The following is a 17,058-nucleotide window of genomic DNA, read 5'->3' on the forward strand; positions in this document are numbered from 1 at the left end:
TTCCTCCTTGATCATGAACGTCTTCGTCTCATGCCCTCTGGCGCCCTCGCCTTCGGTAAGCTCACCGTCGCGGACTTCACACGGCAGCGCCATTTGTGGTCGTATTGGTCACCACCGATATGCCGGCTCCGCGATCACCGACGATCGGAAGGACGCGATGAGACCCGCCCGCGACTCCAGGAGCATCGCTTCCCGGGTCTTCCTGGTGCTCCTCGCGTCCGCCGTCGTGGTCGGCGCACTGGTTGCGGTGTTCCTCGTCGTCGACGCGCAGCGCAGTGCACACGCGGAAGCGGAGCGTGTGACGGCGGCCACATCGGTGTCGCTCGCCTCGTCACCCCTCGTCATCGATGCACTCGCGACCCAGGAGCCGGACGCAGCGACCCGGGTGCTCGAGCCCTACGCACTCGACGTGATCGCCAACGCCGATCTGGACTTCGTGACGATCATGACGCCGGATGGCCTCCGACTCACCCACCCTGATCTCGACCAGATAGGCGGTGACTACCTCGGCACCATCCCGGATTCGCCACGGACGCTCACCGAGGTCTTCACCGGCACGCTCGGCCCGTCTGTGAGAACCATCGTGCCGGTGCTCGCCGCCGACGACGAACTGGTCGGATGGGTGTCGTCGGGAGTGACGATCGAGTCGATCTCCGAGACCCTGATCCGGCGCCTGCCCCTCTCGATCGGCATCACGGCCGGGCTGGTCGCCCTGGGCGGCCTCGGCGCCTGGATCGCACGTCGATTCACCCGAGGCATCGCCGGCGATCTGCCACCGGGAAAGGTGCGCGACGCCGTCTCGTCGTACGAATCGCTGCGCACACTCGGAGACGCTCTGCGCGCCCAGACGCACGAGCACGGCAATCGGATGCACACCGCCGTCGCGCTTCTCGAGCTCGGACGCAGCGACGAGGCGATCGAGATCCTGACCGAGACCTCACGCCAGAGCCAGTCGCTCGTCGACCAGGTGACCGCACGGCAGGCGGGCGATCCTGCCGTGGGCGCGCTGCTGCTCGGCAAGGCGTCGCAGGCCAGGGAGCGCGGGATCGACTGGCGTGTCCACATCGACCCGGACACCCCCGCGTCGCCCCTCTCGCCCGTCGACAGCGTCGCCGTGCTCGGAAACCTGATCGACAACGCCATGGATGCCGCAGCGGCGGGCACCGAGCGCTGGGTCGAGGTCGTGCTGCGGCCGTCCACGGAGGGAGGAATCGTCCTAGAGGTGTCGGACGGCGGTGACGGCATCCCCTCGGCGCTGCACGAGCGGGTCTTCACCCACGGGTACTCGACGAAACCGACGGGAGCGCAAGGACGGGGCGTCGGGCTCGCCCTCGTGGAGGCGGTCGTCGTCGGGGCCGGCGGCTCCGTGGATCTCACCTCTCATCCGACCACTTTCACCGTCGTCCTCCCGCCGGCACGAGGACGGAGGACACCGTGATCCGGACCCTGATCGTCGACGACGACGCTCTGACCCTCGAACTCCATCGCTCCTATCTCGAGAGGATCGACGGCTTCGTCGTCGGCGGCGAGTGCACCGGAGCCCGTGCCGCGCTCACGGCAGTGCTCGAACAGCCACCGGACGAGCCCTTCGATCTCGTGCTCCTCGACATCACGATGCCCGACGGCTCGGGCATCGACGTGCTCCGCGGACTCCGCGCCCGTGCGGCGGCGGTGGATGTGATCGCCATCACCGGTGTGCGCGACGCCGCGACCGTGCGACAGATGGCCGCCCTCGGGGTATACCAGTATCTCGTGAAGCCGTTCCCGTTCGCGGTGTTCCACGAGCGCCTCACCGCCTATCGAACGTATCGGGAGCAGGCGCGTTCGACGGCCGGCGAGGCGACCCAGGCCGAGATCGATGCGCTTCTCGGACGCACCACCGGGACCATCCCGATTCCCAAGGGCCTCTCAGCGGCCACGCTGCAGAAGGTGACCTCCGAGCTGCGTTCCTCGGGTGCCCCGGTGTCGGCGAGCGAGGCGGCCGCACGGCTCGGGATGTCGCGCGTGTCCGTGCGGCGATATCTGGAGCATCTCACGGATTCGGGCATCATCTCGCGCAGCGCCCGCTACGGCGCGCGAGGCCGCCCCGAGACGGAGTACCGCTGGATCCGCCGCACCGACGCGGACTGACGTCGATCCGGCGCCGTTCTCGGGCGCTCGCGCTGTCGGTCGTGAATCCGTCCGCGAGCACGGACCGCGGTCAGCGCGGGAGCCGCCCCTCGTGGATCAGCGACTCGGGATCCGCGGCAGCCCTGACGTCGCGGAGACGATCGATCGACGCCGGATCACCGCACCGCTCGAGAGTCTCCCCCGGACCGAGGAAGGTCGGGACCGTCTGCGGTGCGGCGGCCCTCGCCAGCACGTCCCGGAAGCCGGCCATGCTCGCCTCACCGGGTTCGCTCGGCACCCCCGGGAAGACGGGTACGAGGGCGTGGAGGAGCCAGCCGACCCCCTGAAGCGTCGCGAACCCGGCGCGTCGAGGTTCATTCAGGGCGCCACCGAGCATCCGGATGTCGATGCCCATGATCGGCCACTGCTCCGGCAGCCCGCGGAAGCGGAAGAGGTCGTCGATCGTCGCGTCGTCCAGCGACGAGAGCGCTGCCGACACGCCCTTGCCGGGCGTCGGCTCGGTGGGCTCCCCGCTCGACGCGGCGACGGTCTTCGGCGTCGTGGCCCCTGACACCTCACGGCGAACAGTGCCGGCTCCCCGAACGCGCTCGATCAGGTCGTCGGCGGCTCCGGCGGTGGACAGCGCCTGCACGGTGAGGAAGCTGCGTCCTCGGATCTCCTCGGGAAGCTGGGGAGCGTCGGGCATGCGCATCGAGCTCACGAACACGTTGAGTGACGCCGGGGCCTCTGCGGACAGGTCTCGGACAGCCCGCATCACCGACCCGGCGTCTGCGGCCTCGAATGTGAGCTCGGTGCCCCACAGCGCCGGGGTGGGAACCAGGTCGATCTCGAGTGCCGTCACGATTCCGACGATGCCGCCGGCCCCGCGAAGCGCCCACATCAGCTCGGGGTCGCTGTCGTCATCGACACGCTCGTGGGTCCCGTCGCTGCGCAGCACCCACGCGGCCCTGAGGTTGTCGGACCCCAGCCCTGCCGTGCGGCTGAACCAGGAATGGCCGCCGCCCAGGGTGTACCCCGCGACGGCGACGACGGGGCTCGTACCGGCAGGAGCCGCCCAGCCGGTGCCCTCGAGCGCCTCGACCACCGCCCCCCAACGGACTCCGCTGCCGACCCGGACCACGCCGGAACCCAGGTCGACCGACAGCTCGTCGAAGGCGGCCATGCGGACGACGACGGCGTCGGCCAGATCTCCGTCGGCCCCGTGACCGGTGGGCTGCACCGAGAGCGTCGCTCCCGCGTCGCGGGCGGCTTGGAGAAGCGTGCGCAGATCGTCGACATCGACCGGCACGGCAACAGCCGCCGGATGCTGTTCGATCGCCAGGTTCCAGGGCCAGCGCGCGGCTTCGAAGGATTCGTCGCCGGGAAGGATGAGATCGCCGCGCAGGGCATCCCGCGCGGATTCGAGCACAGAGCGAAGGGCCATGAGGTCACCGTACGACGCCCTACGGACATCGTCTACGGCCTCATGGCCCTGTGCGCGTTTCCCGGTCGAGCCGGGGATGGGTCACTCTCCGGCGAGACCGCCGAGCATGTGACCGAAGGATCGACCCTCTCCGAGATACGTCGCAGGGTCGTAGGGGTCGGCGGTCGCAGCCACCTCGCGCTTCGCGATCGCCTCGGCCAGCTCGCGCGCGCCCTTCTCGACGCGCTTCGCGAGAGGAGCGACCTCGTCACCAGTCCCGCCCCAGTCGCTGGATGCAGCGAAGACGCCGGTCGAGACCGCGTCGGCATGCAGGTATGCGAAGAGCGGTCGGATCGCGTAGTCGATCGCGAGCGAGTGCCGAGCCGTGCCGGCGTTCGCTCCGATCAGCACCGGCTTGCCCGTGAGCGCATCAGGGTCGAGCACGTCGATGAACGACTTGAACAGACCGTTGTAGCTCGTCGAGAAGATCGGCGTGACGGCGATGAGCGCGTCCGCCGAGACCACGGTGTTGATCGCGGTCTCGAGTGCGGGCGGCGCGAATCCGGTGAGGAGGTTGTTCGTGATGTCGTGCGCGTAATCCCGCAGCTCGATCACGTCGACGCTCGCCTGGATGTCGTGACCGGCGAGGGACTTCACGGTCTCCGCCGCCAGACGATCCGCGAGCATCCGCGTGGAGGACGGATTCGAGAGCCCGGCGGATACGACTGCGATGCGACGAGTGCTCATCTCAGGCCCCCTTCCGGCTGAGTCCGAACGCTACCCCCGCAGGAGCGGGAGAGTCCTGATAGGGCGAGTCACCCGTCAGGTTGTCGCCGCGGTTGGCGCCGGGCCGTGCCTGACGCGTCGGACCGTCGCCGAACTCCGCCTTCACCCGTGCCGCGTGCGTGGGAGCATCCGGCACGCCGGCCGGGCGGTCCTTCGCCATCTCCTTGCGGAGCACGGGCACGACCTCGGAGCCGAGGATGTCGAGCTGCTCGAGCACCGTCTTGAGCGGAAGGCCCGCGTGGTCGATGAGGAACAGCTGGCGCTGGTAGTCGCCGTAGTGCTCGCGCATCGCGGCATAGCGGTCGATGACCTGCTGAGGCGAACCCACCGTCAGCGGAGTCATCTCGGTGAAGTCCTCCATGCTCGGTCCGTGACCGTACACGGGGGCGTTGTCGAAGTACGGGCGGAACTGGTTCACCGCGTCCTGCGACTTCGCCGCCATGAAGACCTGGCCGCCGAGGCCGACGATCGCCTGCTCAGGCGTGCCGTGGCCGTAGTGCGCGTAGCGCTGACGGTACAGCTCGATCAGACGCTGGTAGTGCTCCTTGGGCCAGAAGATGTTGTTCGCGAAGAAGCCATCTCCGTAATACGCCGCCTGCTCCGCGATCTCCGGTGTGCGGATCGATCCGTGCCACACGAACGGTGCGACCCCGTCGAGGGGTCGCGGCGTCGAGGTGAAGCCCTGCAGCGGGGTGCGGAACTTGCCCTCCCAGTTCGCGACGTCCTCACGCCACAGCTTGTGCAGCAGGGCGTAGTTCTCGATCGCGAGCGGGAGACCCTGCCTGATGTCCTGGCCGAACCAGGGGTAGACCGGTCCGGTGTTGCCGCGGCCGAGCATGAGGTCCATGCGGCCGTCGGAGACGTGCTGCAGCATCGCGTACTCCTCGGCGATGCGCACGGGGTCGTTGGTCGTGATGAGCGTGGTCGACGTCGAGACGATCAGACGCTCCGTCTGCGCCGCGAGTGCGGCGAGGAAGGTCGTGGGACTCGACGACCAGAAGGGCGGGTTGTGGTGCTCGCCGATCGCGAAGACGTCGAGACCGACCTCTTCGCTGTGCTTGGCGATCGCCAGGGTCGCCTTGATCCGCTCCTGCTCACTCGGCGTCTCACCGGTGGTCGGGTCGCGGGTGATGTCGCTGACCGACATGATGCCGAACTGCACCGGGACGCCTGCCTGCTCGCTCATGATTGCTCCGTCTTCTCCGAATCGGGTGCCCTGCATCCGTTTCTATTCATTTGAATGTATCTGAGTCAACGCGATGCGGACAACTTTATTCCCCGAGTAGCCTCAGAGGATGCACAGCGACGGAGCCGCCACGACGAACCCCGCCACCGGATCCGTCCAGAAGCCTCGCAAGCGCGTCCCGTTCTGGGACAACGCCCGCTACGCGTGCATCGTCCTGGTCGTCCTCGGTCACGCCATCCAGCGTCTCACGTACGATTCGGACATCGCGCTGGCGGCGTATCTCGCGCTCTACGCCTTCCACATGCCCGCGTTCGCGATCATCTCCGGCTACTTCTCGAAGTCAGGGTCGCCGACGCGAGTCCAGATGGCGCGCGTGATCACCGACATCCTGCTCCCCTATGTCATCTTCGAACTCCTGTGGACTCTGACGAAGTGGCTGGTCGAGGGTCAGGCCGACCCGAACCTCACAAAGCCCTCGTGGACGCTGTGGTTCCTGCTCGCACTCGGCATCTTCCGCCTCGTGCTCCCTTACCTCGCGCTGCTGCGCTGGCCGCTGATGTGGACGGTGATCATCTCAGTCGGGGTCGGCTACCTCCCCAACGTCGACAGCACGTTCTCGCTGTCGCGCACACTCGGCCTGCTGCCCTTCTTCGCTTTCGGATGGTGGCTGCGCGAGCGCGACGTGGTCGCACGCCTCCGTCTGCTCGAGACGCGTCCCTGGTGGACCCGCGTCGCCAGTGTCGCCCTGCTCGGCGCGGCCGGCTTCGCCGCCTGGCATTGGATAGACCTCTGGAAAGAGATCGACCTGCGCCACTGGCTGTTCTACGAGGATGCGTACGCGGACCTCGGCGGAGAGCAGTGGTGGGCCGGCGGCGTGCGCATCGCGCTGATGCTGCTGGCGGTGCTCCTGAGCGCCGCGTTCTTCACCCTGATCCCCCGACGCACATACTGGTGGACGAGATTCGGCCAGTACACGATGTACGTGTTCCTGCTTCACTCGTTCGTGCTCTACCCGTTCCGCGAGTCCGGCGTGCTGCGCGATCTCGATCCGACGTGGCTGTGGCTGCCGCTCGTGACCCTGTTGTCTGTGGTCCTTGCCCTCGCTCTCGCGACGAAGCCGGTGCGCTGGCTCTTCCGTCCTCTGGTCGAGCCCCGCCCGCAGTGGCTCTTCCGCGATCCTGAGCTCGCTCGACGCGAAGGCCACCGCAGCGACCCGACCGGGTCTCGTCGGCCGCGCCAGGGGGCAGCGGCTAGCCTGAAGGAGTGACCAGAGCCGAGATGATCCGCGACCGCCTGGTGGACCACGCGGATGCCTCGGGATTCGGAGCCCACGGGCTTCACGTTCTGGTGGGAGCCGACGTCGCAGAGCACCGGTGGACCGCTGACGTCCGCGAGGAGATCCACTCGGTGGCGAAGGGCGTATGCGTCCTCGCGGCCGGGATCGCCGCCGACGAGGGTCTCGTGTCGCTCGACGCTCCGATCGCCGAGTACGTCCCGGATCTCCCGCTCGGAGACGGCGTCGATCGGATCACGCTCCGACGCCTGCTCTCGATGTCGAGCGGAATCGACCTTCCCTGGTCGGAGACCATGATGACCGACTGGCCCGACCTCGCGCGCGAGTTCCTCTCGCGCCCGTCGCGTGGTCACGTCTTCCAGTACTCGAACGCGAGCACCTACACGGCCATGGCCGTGCTCGCGACACGAGTCGGCGACATCGTCGACTACCTGCGACCGCGGCTGCTCGCGCCTCTCGGCATCGACGACCTCGAGTGGGAGCGGTGCCCGCGCGGCCGAATCGTCGGCGGCAGCGGCATCGCCCTGCGCACCGAGGAAACGGCACGCCTGGGCCGACTGATCCGCGATCGCGGCGAATGGGAGGGGCGGCGCCTCGTCTCCGCCGCCGTCATCGACGCGATGCACGCCGATTGGGTGACGGCGGGCCAGAACCCCGGCTACGAGCGCTACGCGCTGTCGGGATGGGACGGCCCGGGCGCGGCCTGGCGCCTGCACGGCGCCTACGGGCAGCTGCTGATCTTCTACGGCGATGCCGTCGTGACCATCACCGCTGACGACCACTTCGGCGCAGACGCCATGTCGGCGTTCGTGGCTGAGACTCTCAGCGCCTGACCGCGTTCCGCGTCCGTCAGGCGAAGAGCCCGGCGCCGACGTACGATCCGGGCTTCGCCCCGGCCGGGATCGCCCAGATGCCCGAGCCGACGTGCCTGATGTACTCGTTCATGCGGTCGGTCGACAGGTGTCGCTGCAGAGAGATGAACTGCGACGGATCGCGCTGATACGACAGGAAGAAGAGTCCCGCGTCGAGGCGGCCGAGATCATTGTTGCCGTTGACGTAGTTGAACCCGCGGCGAAGGATGCGGATGCCGTCGTTCTGATCCGGATGCGCGAGCCGCACGTGCGCGTTCCGGTCTATCGCAGACGAGCCGAAGTCCGGTGCGGTGAACTCGTCGCCGCCCGACAGCGGCGCCCCCTCGCCCTTGTCACGACCCACGATCGTGTTCTGCTCCGAGAGCCGCACCCGATCCCAGGTCTCGATCAGCATCGCGATCTTCCGCGCGACGAGATACGAGCCTCCCGTCATCCATGCGGGCTCATCCGATTCGCCGACCCACACGTTCGCGTCGAGCGCGGCGGCGTCGTCGGCGAGGATGTTGGCCGTGCCGTCCTTGAATCCGAACAGGTTGCGCGGGGTCGCCTGGGCGGAGGTGGTGCGGGAGGTCTTGCCGAAACCGAGCTGCGACCAGCGCAGCCGAGCACGCCCGAAGGCGATGCGACTGAGGTTGCGGATCGCGTGCACCGCGACCTGCGGGTCATCTGCGCAGGCCTGGATGCAGAGATCGCCGTGCGAGGCCTGCGGGTCGAGGTCGTCGCCCAGGAAAGCGGGCAGCCTCTCGAGCTTCTGCGGGCGGCGTGCGGCGATTCCGAAGCGGTCGCCGTCCTCGTTCTCGAACAGGCTGGGCCCGAAGCCGAACGTGATCGTGAGACCGGCGGCAGGGAGGCCGAGAGCTTCACCGGTGTCATCGGGCGGCACCTCGGCGTCGCCCCCGACTGCGCCCGTGGCGCTCACCTCGAGGCCCTTGGTCATTCGCGACGCCGCATACGTCCAGTCCTGCAGCAACGTGATCAGGTCGTCACGATCGGTCCGCGGCATCATGTCGAACGACGCGAAGTGCAGATGCTCCTGCACCGGAGTCGTGATCCCCGCCTGGTGCGCGCCGAAGAACTCGTAGGCGATCTGCGCATCCGCCTCGGCTCTGGCGCGGCCGAGGGCCACGCCGCCGGCCAGTCCGCCGCCCACCCCCACCGCGAGGGAGGCGACTCCCCCGCCGATCGCGAGGCCGAGGAGCCCGCGTCGGCTGAGGCCTGCTGATGGGGATGCCGTGGCTGCCGACTCCGGCGCGGAGTCGGCAGTCGCAGCATCGTTCGCGCGTTCGTTCACGGGCGGGATCGTCCCCTTCGAATCAGTCGAGGACTGTGCCGGTGAGCTGCGACAGCGGCTCGGCGAGAGCGTTGATGAGGTCGGTGAACTCGCGCTTGTCGGCGTCGGTCAGCTCCGCGTAACCGACGAAGCCCGCCTCGAGCGAACCGTGCGCTGCCAGCGACTCGTCGAGAGCCGCGTATCCGTCCTGGATCTCGGTGACGAGCGCGGCGCCGTCATCGCCCTGCGCGGTGGCGAAGTCCTGCACGAGGGAGAAGGCCATCTTGGAGCCCTCGACGTTGGCCGCGAAGTCGTAGAGGTCGGTTCCCGACCACCAGTCCTCTTCTCCGGAGATCTTGCCGGTCGCGACCTCGTCGAGCAGCGCGATCGCACCGTTCGAGATCCCGCCGATCCCCTGGTCGTCCAGAGCGGTCGTGAAGTCGTCGGAGTGCACGTAGTCGTAGAGCTCCTGAACGTCTGCGAGCAGCTGGTCACCGTAACCGGCGCGCTCCTCGGTCGTCGAGGGCGCCCAGTCCTGCCAGGCGGGCGTCTCGCCGTCGGCGTTGAGGGCGTCCTGCGCCGGCACCCAGAGGTCCTTCTCGATGCGGTGGAAGCCGGTCCAGTCGAGCCCCTCCGCCACAGCATCGACCTCTCGGTAGTCGATGCGAGGATCGAGGGTGCCGAGAGCCTCGGCGACGGGCTCGATGCGCTCGTAGAAGGCCCGAGTCTGCGGGAAGAGCGCGCGAGCGGTCTCGTCGTCGCCCGACTCGTAGGCGGCGACGAACTCGTCGACGGACGGCACGAGCTGTCCGACCTGGTCCTTCACGAACGCCGCGTACAGGTCGACGGCCTGCTGCTTCTGGTCGGCATCCTCACCCTCGACCGCGACGCGGTCTCCGGTCACCGTGAACTCCGACTTGCCGACGCCCTCGCCGATCATCCCCGGCTTGCACAGGGTGAAGTACTTGCCCGGCTGCGCCACCACGGTGAGTGTGCGGGAGGCGGACGGCGCGATGTTCTCGACCTCGCCCACGATGCGCAGTCCGTCGTCGGCGAGCAGGTAGAACTCCGAGGTCTGGCCGCTGTCGTTCGTCACGTCGAACGTGAGGGTGCCGCTCTCGGCAGTCGTCGCAGAGACCGCGCACTCGGAGTCGGTCGACGAGACGTCGAACGCGGCGCCTGCTGCGACATCGGTCTTGGCGACGCAGCCGCTGAGAACGAGTGCTGCCGCGCCGGCTGCGGCGACAGCACCGAGGATTCGGCGAGAGGTGGTCATGCTGCTCCTTGCTGGGTGAGAGTGGGAGTCGAGACGTCGCGGTCTGCGGACGTGGACGAGCGAGGCGTGGTCGGCCGACGGGAACGCAGCCCGCGGACGAAGAAGAATCCGACGACGACGAGGTAGGCGGCCCAGGCCGTCACCTGAAGCCACGTCATCCGCGGCATGAAGCCGACGGTCGCCTGCAGGATGGTGGCCCATGCTCCGTCCGGGGCGATCACGTTCGTCACGTCGAACGCCCATCCGAACGGGAACGCCGCCCAGCCGAGCGCCACGGCGCCGGTGACGGCGTCGATGGGAGCCGCCGAGGTGAAGGGGCCGGGCAGGGCACCTGCCTCCTGCAGGTCCATGATCGCGTATGCCAGGACGCCTGCCGCGACGATCACGAGGAAGCCACTCGTCCAGGTGAAGAACCGGCGGAGGTCGAGTCGGACGGCACCGCGGGCGAGCAGCCATCCGATCACGACGGCGGCGACGAGACCGAGCATCGCCCCGAGCAGGGCGGAGGGGGCGTCTCCGAAGGACTGGACCATCGACCACAGGAGCAGGGTCGTCTCGATCCCCTCCCTGGCCACGGAGACGAAGCCGATCGCGATCAGCGCCCACAGGCCTCCGTTCGTGAGAGCACGATCGAGTCCGCCTTCGAGGGTCGCCTTCATGGTGCGCCCGGCCTTCTGCATCCAGAAGATCATCCAGGTGACCATGCCCACCGCGAGCAGCGAGAGAAGGCCGCCGATGAGCTCCTGCGCCTCGAAGGTGAGCGAGTAGGCACCGAAGGTGAGGACCGCGCCGATGCCCAGAGCGAGGGCGATCGCCAGCCCCACACCGGCCCAGAGCCTCGGCAGAGCGTCGCTGCGCCCGAGACGGCGGAGGTAGGCGACGAGGATGCCGACGACGAGAGCGGCCTCGAGGCCTTCGCGAAGACCGATCAGGAACGTTGCGAGCACGGAATGGAGACTCTCTGAGAAAAGACTGAGGTAAGGCATCCCTTACCTCAGAGAGGTTATCACCAGATCGTGGTCGCCTCATTCACGTGCTCGAACCGGCGGGAGTAATGCGACGCAACACTCGACCGCGCACCTCGCGACCGATTTACGCTCGATGCATGGCTGATCTCTCGCTTCCCATCCTCGACCTGTCCCAGCTCGATGCCGGCCCCGAGGCCGCGGCACTGTTCCGGGACGAACTGCGTGCAGCGACACACGATGTGGGCTTCTTCTACCTGACGGGCACGGGGGTCTCCCCCGAGCTCGAAGCTCGCCTGCACCGGGCCGCGCTCGACTTCTTCGCGCTGCCCGAACAGGACAAGCTCGCGATCGAGAACGTCAACAGCCCCCACTTTCGCGGATACACCCGTGTCGGCGGCGAACGCACGCAGGGCAAGATCGACTGGCGCGAGCAGATCGACATCGGCCCCGAGCGCGAACCCGTCGAGGGCGGACCCGCTTTCAACCGCCTCACCGGCCCGAACCTCTGGCCCGAGGCCCAGCCCGAGCTCAAGACGGTCGTCACCGAATGGCACGACACTCTGACCGAGGTCGCGCACAAGCTGCTGCGCGCCTGGGCTGTGACGCTCGGAGCGGAGGAGTCGTACTTCGACGAGCCCTTCCGTGACCCCTCGACGCTCATCAAGATCGTCCGCTACCCGGGCACTCATGAGCCGGAGCCCCAGCAGGGCGTCGGCGCCCACAAGGACTCCGGCGTGCTCACGCTGCTCTGGGTCGAGCCGGGCAAGGGTGGACTGCAGGTGGAGCGGAACGGCGAGTGGGTGTCGGCTCCGCCCGTTCCCGGCGCGTTCGTCGTCAACATCGGGGAACTGCTGGAGTACGCGACCGGTGGCTATCTCAAGGCGACCAACCACCGCGTGATCTCCCCCAGGGCACCGGAGGAGCGCATCTCGATCCCGTTCTTCTTCAATCCGGCGCTCGACCAGCAGCTGCCGCTCCTCGACCTTCCAGCCGATCTCGCTGCAGAGGCGACCGGCATCACCGAGGACCCGAGCAATCCGATCCACGCGACGTACGGGGAGAACGCCATGAAGTCACGGCTGCGCGCCCACCCCGACGTCGCTGCGATCCACCACCCGGACCTGGTCGCCACGAAGGCCTGACCACCGACTACAGCGCCGGGCCGCCTCCGAGCGCGACGATCTCGCGCAGCGCCTGGAGGTGGCCGGCGAAGGCCGCTCGCCCCGTCGCGGTCGAATACACCCAGGTGCGCGGACGACTGCCGAGACTGCCCTTGCGGGCGACGACATAACCCGCCGCCTGCAGGTGCGTGATGGCCTTGCTCAGCGGAGAGTCTCCGCACTGGAGGATCTCGCGGAGTGTCGCGAAGTCCAATTCGATGCCCTCCCCGAGCGAGGCCATCAGCGAGAAGCGGATCGGTGACGCGAAGTTGTCGTCGAGCCGGGTACGGGGATGCGGCGCCGGCGGCGACTCAGTCACGGAGAGCCCGCCCGGGGACGAAGGAGACGGCGACGAACAGGATGATCACGGCGGCCCCCGCCAGCGCTCCCGCGTCGAGGGGAACGGGAAGCAGCACGGCTCCGGAGAGCGCCGACACCGCGACCGCGAAGATCGCCAGGTGCGGCCATCGCCAGGATGCGCCGATCGCAGGAAGCCCGAGATCGCTGCTGAACGCGAACATCCAGATGAACAGCATCAGCAGGACGAGCATGACCAGAACACTCGCGAGCACTCCGTCCGGCGCCGACGCGAGCGTCATGAGCACCCCGAGCGCGACGCCGACGAGGATCGTCCCCCAACGAATGACGCGCGAAAGTGGCTGTGGGTGCGAGCGCGGCGGACGGACGTCGCCGGACGCACGAGCGAGCTGCACGGCTCCGTAGCCGCCCAAGCCCACCAGGACGAGTGCGGGTGGGATCAGCACCCCGATGGCTGGGAAGCCCGGCGCCCAGACGGCGAAGCCGAAGACGACGAGCGCCGTGGCGACGAGCAGACCGCCCGCGAGCAGCGCCGGCCACTTCGACCACGAGGGGCGGCGCTGCATGCCGCTGCGCTGCGCCATGCCACTCGCGAGCTGAACCCACAGGAGGAAGCTGAAGACGATGGTCTGTGACGCGAGCACGCTGTCGGCCCGGAGGGCGAACGCCAACACCGCCAGATACGCCGCTGTCGCCACGGCATTGACGATCTGCAGCCATGCCAGTGCTCGACGGTCCACCTTGCGTTCGCGACGCGTGGCGACCGCTGCCGCCTCATCGAGATATCTCTGAGCGATGTCGGCACTGGGAGGCGCGAGCACCTCGTAGCCGTCGACAGGTTTCTGCTCCATGATGCCCCCTCGCGCTTTCCATTTGGAAAGCTTCTTACTTTCCTACGGGAAAGCTGGCGCGAGGTCAACCCCTGGAACATGACGAAGGCCGCCCCACACCTGGGGCGGCCTTCTCAAGAATGTTCTGCGCGATTGTACGCTGGAGCGCTCTGCGTTATCGGCGGAGACCCAGGCGAGCGATCAGCGAGCGGTAACGCTCGATGTCGACGCTCTGGAGGTAGCCGAGCAGACGACGGCGCTGACCCACGAGCAGGAACAGGCCACGACGCGAGTGGTGGTCGTGCTTGTGCTCCTTCAGGTGCTCAGTGAGGTCCTTGATGCGCTGCGTCAGCATCGCGGCCTGCACCTCGGGGGATCCGGTGTCACCGGGGTGCGTCGCGTACTCTTCGATGATCGCCTTCTTGACGTCTGCTTCCAGTGCCATAGATTCGATCCCCTCTCTGCTTGTTGCGCGGTGCCCGACGCCTGATGCGTGAGCTCTCTTTATCCGCGGCCGATCAAACGGCAACCTGAAGAGTCTACCAGGACTCGATGCCGCTGGAGGACCGCGACTGCGCTCGCGCGATGGCGCCTCGGATACTCTCGAATCATGCATGACGGACACCCGGCGTGAGCGACGCACGCAGCCATCTGATCGACCTCAGCCCCCTCAAGGCCAGCCCGGCGTTCGCGCGGATGTGGATCGGCTCGGTCCTCGCAGGGATCGGCGGGCAACTGACGATCGTCACGGTGATGCTGCACGTGTTCGCGCTCACCGGGAGCACCTTCGCAGTCTCGATGATCGCCGTGGCCGGGCTCGTGCCGATGGTCCTCGCCGGGCTGTACGGCGGGATGCTCGCCGACGCCTTCGACCGTCGCAGGGTGGCGTTGATCGCCGCCACGGTGACCTTCGCCTCCACCGCGCTGCTCGCGGCGCTCACCTGGAGCGGCGCGGAGACCATCTGGTGGCTCTATGTGCTGAGCATCGTCAACTCCGCGGCGAATTCGGTCGGCATGGCCACCCGCACGGCGATCGTGCCGCGGCTCATCCCCCGCGACAAGCTCGCCGCCGCTTCCGCCCTCAACGGAGTGGCATTCGGACTCACGGTGATGGCCGGACCCGCCATCGCGGGAATCCTCGTCGCACTCACCGGGTACGGATGGACGTACACCCTCGATGTGATCCTGATGCTGTCGATGTTTCTCGGACTGTGGAGCCTGCCTCCGCTTCGCCCCGAGGGTGAGATCGTGAGGCCGGGCTTCGCGTCGCTCGTGGACGGGTGGCGATTCCTGCGCCGAGCGAGCAACATCCGGATGCAATACGTCGTCGACATCATCGCCATGACTTTCGGGCAGCCGCTCGTGCTGTTCCCGGCTCTCGGGACGGTCCTCCTCGGCGGAGGAGCGGTGACGACCGGCATCCTCACCGCAGCCGTCGCAGCGGGCACGTTCGCTTCGAGCCTCTTCTCCGGACGGGTCGTGCAGTATCGCTGGCACGGGCGCGGCATCGAGCGGGCGGTCGAGGCCTACGGCGCATCCATCCTTTTGCTCGGCGCGGTCCTGGCGGCCGGGGCCCTCTCCGGCGGGGCGACCGAACAGGCTCCGAATGTGTGGCTGATCGTCGCGGCGTGCGTGGCACTCGCCCTCTCGGGCGCATCCGACAACGTGAGCTCGATCTACCGCAACACCATGATGCAGGCGGCGGTGCCAGACGCGATGCGCGGCCGCCTGCAGGGCGTCTTCATCATCGTCGTCGCCGGTGGCCCTCGCATCGGCGCCCTCTACGCCGGCACGCTCGCGACCCTCACCACTCTCTGGTTCCCCCCGCTGCTCGGCGGATTGCTCGTGATCGCTCTGGTCGCGCTGCTCGCACGGCGCAGCCCGGGGTTCCGTGCGTACGACGCAGAGAACCCCGAGCCCTGATGGGCCCGGGGTTCTCGAGATCAGGCGGTCAGTCCTGCTGCAGAGCGCCCTGCAGGTCGAGGCTGATCGTGACGTCCTTGCCGACCAGCACTCCGCCGGTCTCGAGTGCTGCGTTCCACGTCAGGCCGAAGTCCTCGCGGTTGATGACCGTCTTGGCCGAAGCGCCGGCCTTGTAGTTGCCCCACGGGTCGGAGCCGAAACCGCCGAAGTCGAGCTCGAAGCTGACGGGCTTGGTGATGCCGCGGATGGTGAGGTCGCCGTCGACGAAGAGCTCGCCGCCCTCGGCGCGCGCACCGGTCGACACGAACTCCATCGTCGGGAAGTTCTCGGTGTCGAAGAAGTCGCCGGAACGGAGGTGCGTGTCGCGCCCCTCGTCCTTCGTGTCGATCGACGTGACGTCGACGCTCGCCTCGACGCGGGCCTCGAGGGGGTTCTCGGGGGCGATCAGGGTCGCGCTCTTGACGCCGAAGGTGCCCCGCACCTTCGAGATCATCATGTGGCGCACGCTGAAGGTGACCTCGCTGTGCGACGGGTCGAGCACCCAGGTGCCGGGACGGTAACCGGGAATGTCGATGCTGGTCATGGTTTCTCCTCGGGAGACATCAGCCGCAGTACGCGGCAACGGATGAGGGGCCGTGTTCACGGCGTCACGCGTTACAACTTACATGCACATGCATGTATTCCCCGAACACGCAGATTCACCTCCTGCAACGGAGAAGGCGCCGGACCCACGAGGGTCTCGGCGCCTTCCGGCTTTGATCGGGTCAGCCTACGGCGACGAGATCGATGATGAAGATGAGGGTCTTTCCCGAGAGGAAGTGGCCTCCGCCGACGGGGCCGTATGCCAGGTGCGGCGGAATGACGAGCTCACGCCGTCCGCCCTCCTTCATACCGGGGATGCCGTCCTGCCAGCCCTGGATCAGGCCGCGAAGCGGGAACTGGATGGTCTCTCCGCGACCCCACGACGAGTCGAACTCCTCGCCCGAATCGAACTCGACACCGGCATAGTGCACGGTCACGGTGTCGCCGGGCTTGGCCTCGGCGCCGTCTCCCTCGATGAGGTCTCGGATGACGAGCTCCGCGGGGGCGGGCCCGGTGGGTGCGTCGAACTCAGGCTTTGTGCGATCAGTCATGCTCTCCATCAAACCTGAGCCGTGGGTCGCCGGTCAACGCGATCGCTCCGCTGAGGGCGAAACGGCGATGTGTGCCGACTCGAACCCTCCAAGCCCTTGACACCCGCCCGCACCGGGTGCACCCTGTTTACAGATCAACTCAGCGCCCGGGTAGACATGCAGGCATCGCCGCAGCACCGGGCGCTGAGTCTTGCTGCGGGGCATTCGTCTCTCGCGTCAACATCAGACGCGATGCGCCTCGGCCGCGAACTCGACGAGCAACGATGCGAGCTCGTCCGGCTGGCTGAGCGCGACGCAATGGCCGGCCAGGATCTCGTCAGCGACGACGCCCAGGCGCTCGAGAGCGAGGTCCCGCATAGTCGATGAGAGTGAGCGACTCGTCATCACCCGGCAGGTCGGGCGCGATCACCTCGTGTCCGCGATCCCTCAGTGCGGCTGCGACGCGATGCCATGACCATCCCGTGTCTCCCGCTCCGTGAACGAGGATGAAGACGGCCATGGCGGAGCTTT

The 17,058-nt window shown here is 67.9% G+C and carries 19 protein-coding genes; 6 read left to right on the top strand and 13 right to left on the bottom strand.

What is annotated here, in order from left to right:
- Positions 1-157: 157 nt before the first annotated feature.
- Complete coding sequence (locus OPU70_RS03930; RefSeq protein WP_079112674.1) at positions 158-1,438, top strand: sensor histidine kinase; 1,281 nt, start codon at positions 158-160, stop codon at positions 1,436-1,438.
- Positions 1,435-2,130 (top strand): response regulator, encoded by a 696-nt coding sequence (locus OPU70_RS03935; RefSeq protein ID WP_042541793.1) that lies wholly within the window; start codon positions 1,435-1,437, stop codon positions 2,128-2,130. The genes OPU70_RS03930 and OPU70_RS03935 overlap by 4 nt, the downstream gene beginning before the upstream one ends.
- Positions 2,131-2,200: 70 nt before the next feature.
- On the opposite strand, the gene OPU70_RS03940 is transcribed toward OPU70_RS03935, so the two are convergent.
- The 3 genes from OPU70_RS03940 to OPU70_RS03950 all read right to left on the bottom strand — a co-directional run bounded on the left by OPU70_RS03940 (position 2,201) and on the right by OPU70_RS03950 (position 5,504).
- A complete protein-coding gene (locus OPU70_RS03940; protein ID WP_498557183.1) occupies positions 2,201-3,553 on the bottom strand; it encodes an FAD-binding oxidoreductase in 1,353 nt (450 codons plus the stop codon).
- Between the two features lie 81 nt (positions 3,554-3,634).
- Positions 3,635-4,279 carry an FMN reductase gene (locus OPU70_RS03945; protein WP_042541795.1) on the bottom strand — a complete coding sequence of 215 codons (645 nt, stop codon included), beginning with the start codon at positions 4,277-4,279 and terminating at the stop codon, positions 3,635-3,637.
- A gap of 1 nt (position 4,280) precedes the next feature.
- Positions 4,281-5,504 carry an LLM class flavin-dependent oxidoreductase gene (locus OPU70_RS03950; protein ID WP_498557184.1) on the bottom strand — a complete coding sequence of 408 codons (1,224 nt, stop codon included), beginning with the start codon at positions 5,502-5,504 and terminating at the stop codon, positions 4,281-4,283.
- A 109-nt stretch (positions 5,505-5,613) separates the two neighbouring features.
- Here OPU70_RS03950 and OPU70_RS03955 point away from each other — a divergent pair, with 109 nt between their 5' ends.
- Both OPU70_RS03955 and OPU70_RS03960 read left to right on the top strand, forming a co-directional pair.
- Entirely contained in the window at positions 5,614-6,771 is a 1,158-nt protein-coding gene (locus OPU70_RS03955) for an acyltransferase family protein (RefSeq protein ID WP_079112672.1), read from the top strand.
- Positions 6,768-7,631 (top strand): serine hydrolase domain-containing protein, encoded by an 864-nt coding sequence (locus tag OPU70_RS03960; RefSeq protein ID WP_498557185.1) that lies wholly within the window; start codon positions 6,768-6,770, stop codon positions 7,629-7,631. The genes OPU70_RS03955 and OPU70_RS03960 overlap by 4 nt, the downstream gene beginning before the upstream one ends.
- Positions 7,632-7,647: 16 nt before the next feature.
- Here OPU70_RS03960 and efeB read toward each other — a convergent pair whose 3' ends face one another.
- From efeB to efeU, 3 genes are read right to left on the bottom strand one after another with little or no spacing between them, the layout of a single operon-like run.
- Positions 7,648-8,961 (bottom strand): iron uptake transporter deferrochelatase/peroxidase subunit, encoded by a 1,314-nt coding sequence (gene efeB, locus OPU70_RS03965; RefSeq protein WP_498557186.1) that lies wholly within the window; start codon positions 8,959-8,961, stop codon positions 7,648-7,650.
- 22 nt (positions 8,962-8,983) lie between these two features.
- Entirely contained in the window at positions 8,984-10,216 is a 1,233-nt protein-coding gene (gene efeO / locus OPU70_RS03970; RefSeq protein ID WP_498557187.1) for an iron uptake system protein EfeO, read from the bottom strand.
- Positions 10,213-11,163: an iron uptake transporter permease EfeU gene (efeU, locus tag OPU70_RS03975; RefSeq protein ID WP_311879294.1), complete on the bottom strand. Its 951-nt coding sequence runs from the start codon at positions 11,161-11,163 to the stop codon at positions 10,213-10,215. Before efeU ends, efeO begins: the two co-directional genes overlap by 4 nt.
- Positions 11,164-11,321: 158 nt before the next feature.
- On the opposite strand from efeU, the gene OPU70_RS03980 reads away from it, so the two are divergent.
- A complete protein-coding gene (locus OPU70_RS03980; protein ID WP_498557188.1) occupies positions 11,322-12,326 on the top strand; it encodes an isopenicillin N synthase family dioxygenase in 1,005 nt (334 codons plus the stop codon).
- 7 nt (positions 12,327-12,333) lie between these two features.
- Here OPU70_RS03980 and OPU70_RS03985 read toward each other — a convergent pair whose 3' ends face one another.
- From OPU70_RS03985 to rpsO, 3 genes are all read right to left on the bottom strand, one after another.
- Positions 12,334-12,663, bottom strand: a complete 330-nt coding sequence (locus tag OPU70_RS03985; RefSeq protein WP_042541802.1) for a transcriptional regulator — start codon at positions 12,661-12,663, stop codon at positions 12,334-12,336.
- Positions 12,656-13,513: a hypothetical protein gene (locus tag OPU70_RS03990; protein WP_042541803.1), complete on the bottom strand. Its 858-nt coding sequence runs from the start codon at positions 13,511-13,513 to the stop codon at positions 12,656-12,658. Before OPU70_RS03990 ends, OPU70_RS03985 begins: the two co-directional genes overlap by 8 nt.
- Positions 13,514-13,667: 154 nt before the next feature.
- A complete protein-coding gene (gene rpsO / locus OPU70_RS03995; RefSeq protein ID WP_017203073.1) occupies positions 13,668-13,937 on the bottom strand; it encodes a 30S ribosomal protein S15 in 270 nt (89 codons plus the stop codon).
- A gap of 185 nt (positions 13,938-14,122) precedes the next feature.
- Between rpsO and OPU70_RS04000 the strand changes: the two genes are divergently transcribed.
- Positions 14,123-15,415 (top strand): MFS transporter, encoded by a 1,293-nt coding sequence (locus OPU70_RS04000; RefSeq protein WP_498557189.1) that lies wholly within the window; start codon positions 14,123-14,125, stop codon positions 15,413-15,415.
- 28 nt (positions 15,416-15,443) lie between these two features.
- On the opposite strand, the gene OPU70_RS04005 is transcribed toward OPU70_RS04000, so the two are convergent.
- The 4 genes from OPU70_RS04005 to OPU70_RS04020 all read right to left on the bottom strand — a co-directional run bounded on the left by OPU70_RS04005 (position 15,444) and on the right by OPU70_RS04020 (position 17,047).
- Positions 15,444-15,998, bottom strand: coding sequence for a YceI family protein (locus tag OPU70_RS04005; RefSeq protein WP_042541805.1), 555 nt, complete (start codon positions 15,996-15,998; stop codon positions 15,444-15,446).
- A 181-nt stretch (positions 15,999-16,179) separates the two neighbouring features.
- On the bottom strand, positions 16,180-16,548 hold the full coding sequence (locus OPU70_RS04010; RefSeq protein WP_042541806.1) for an FKBP-type peptidyl-prolyl cis-trans isomerase: 369 nt from the start codon (positions 16,546-16,548) through the stop codon (positions 16,180-16,182).
- A 222-nt stretch (positions 16,549-16,770) separates the two neighbouring features.
- A complete protein-coding gene (locus OPU70_RS04015; RefSeq protein ID WP_257788275.1) occupies positions 16,771-16,905 on the bottom strand; it encodes a hypothetical protein in 135 nt (44 codons plus the stop codon).
- A complete protein-coding gene (locus tag OPU70_RS04020) occupies positions 16,865-17,047 on the bottom strand; it encodes an alpha/beta fold hydrolase (protein WP_042541807.1) in 183 nt (60 codons plus the stop codon). The genes OPU70_RS04015 and OPU70_RS04020 overlap by 41 nt, the downstream gene beginning before the upstream one ends.
- Positions 17,048-17,058 lie beyond the last annotated feature (11 nt).

It is taken from the genome of Microbacterium sp. SWDP-B6 (assembly GCF_059803615.1).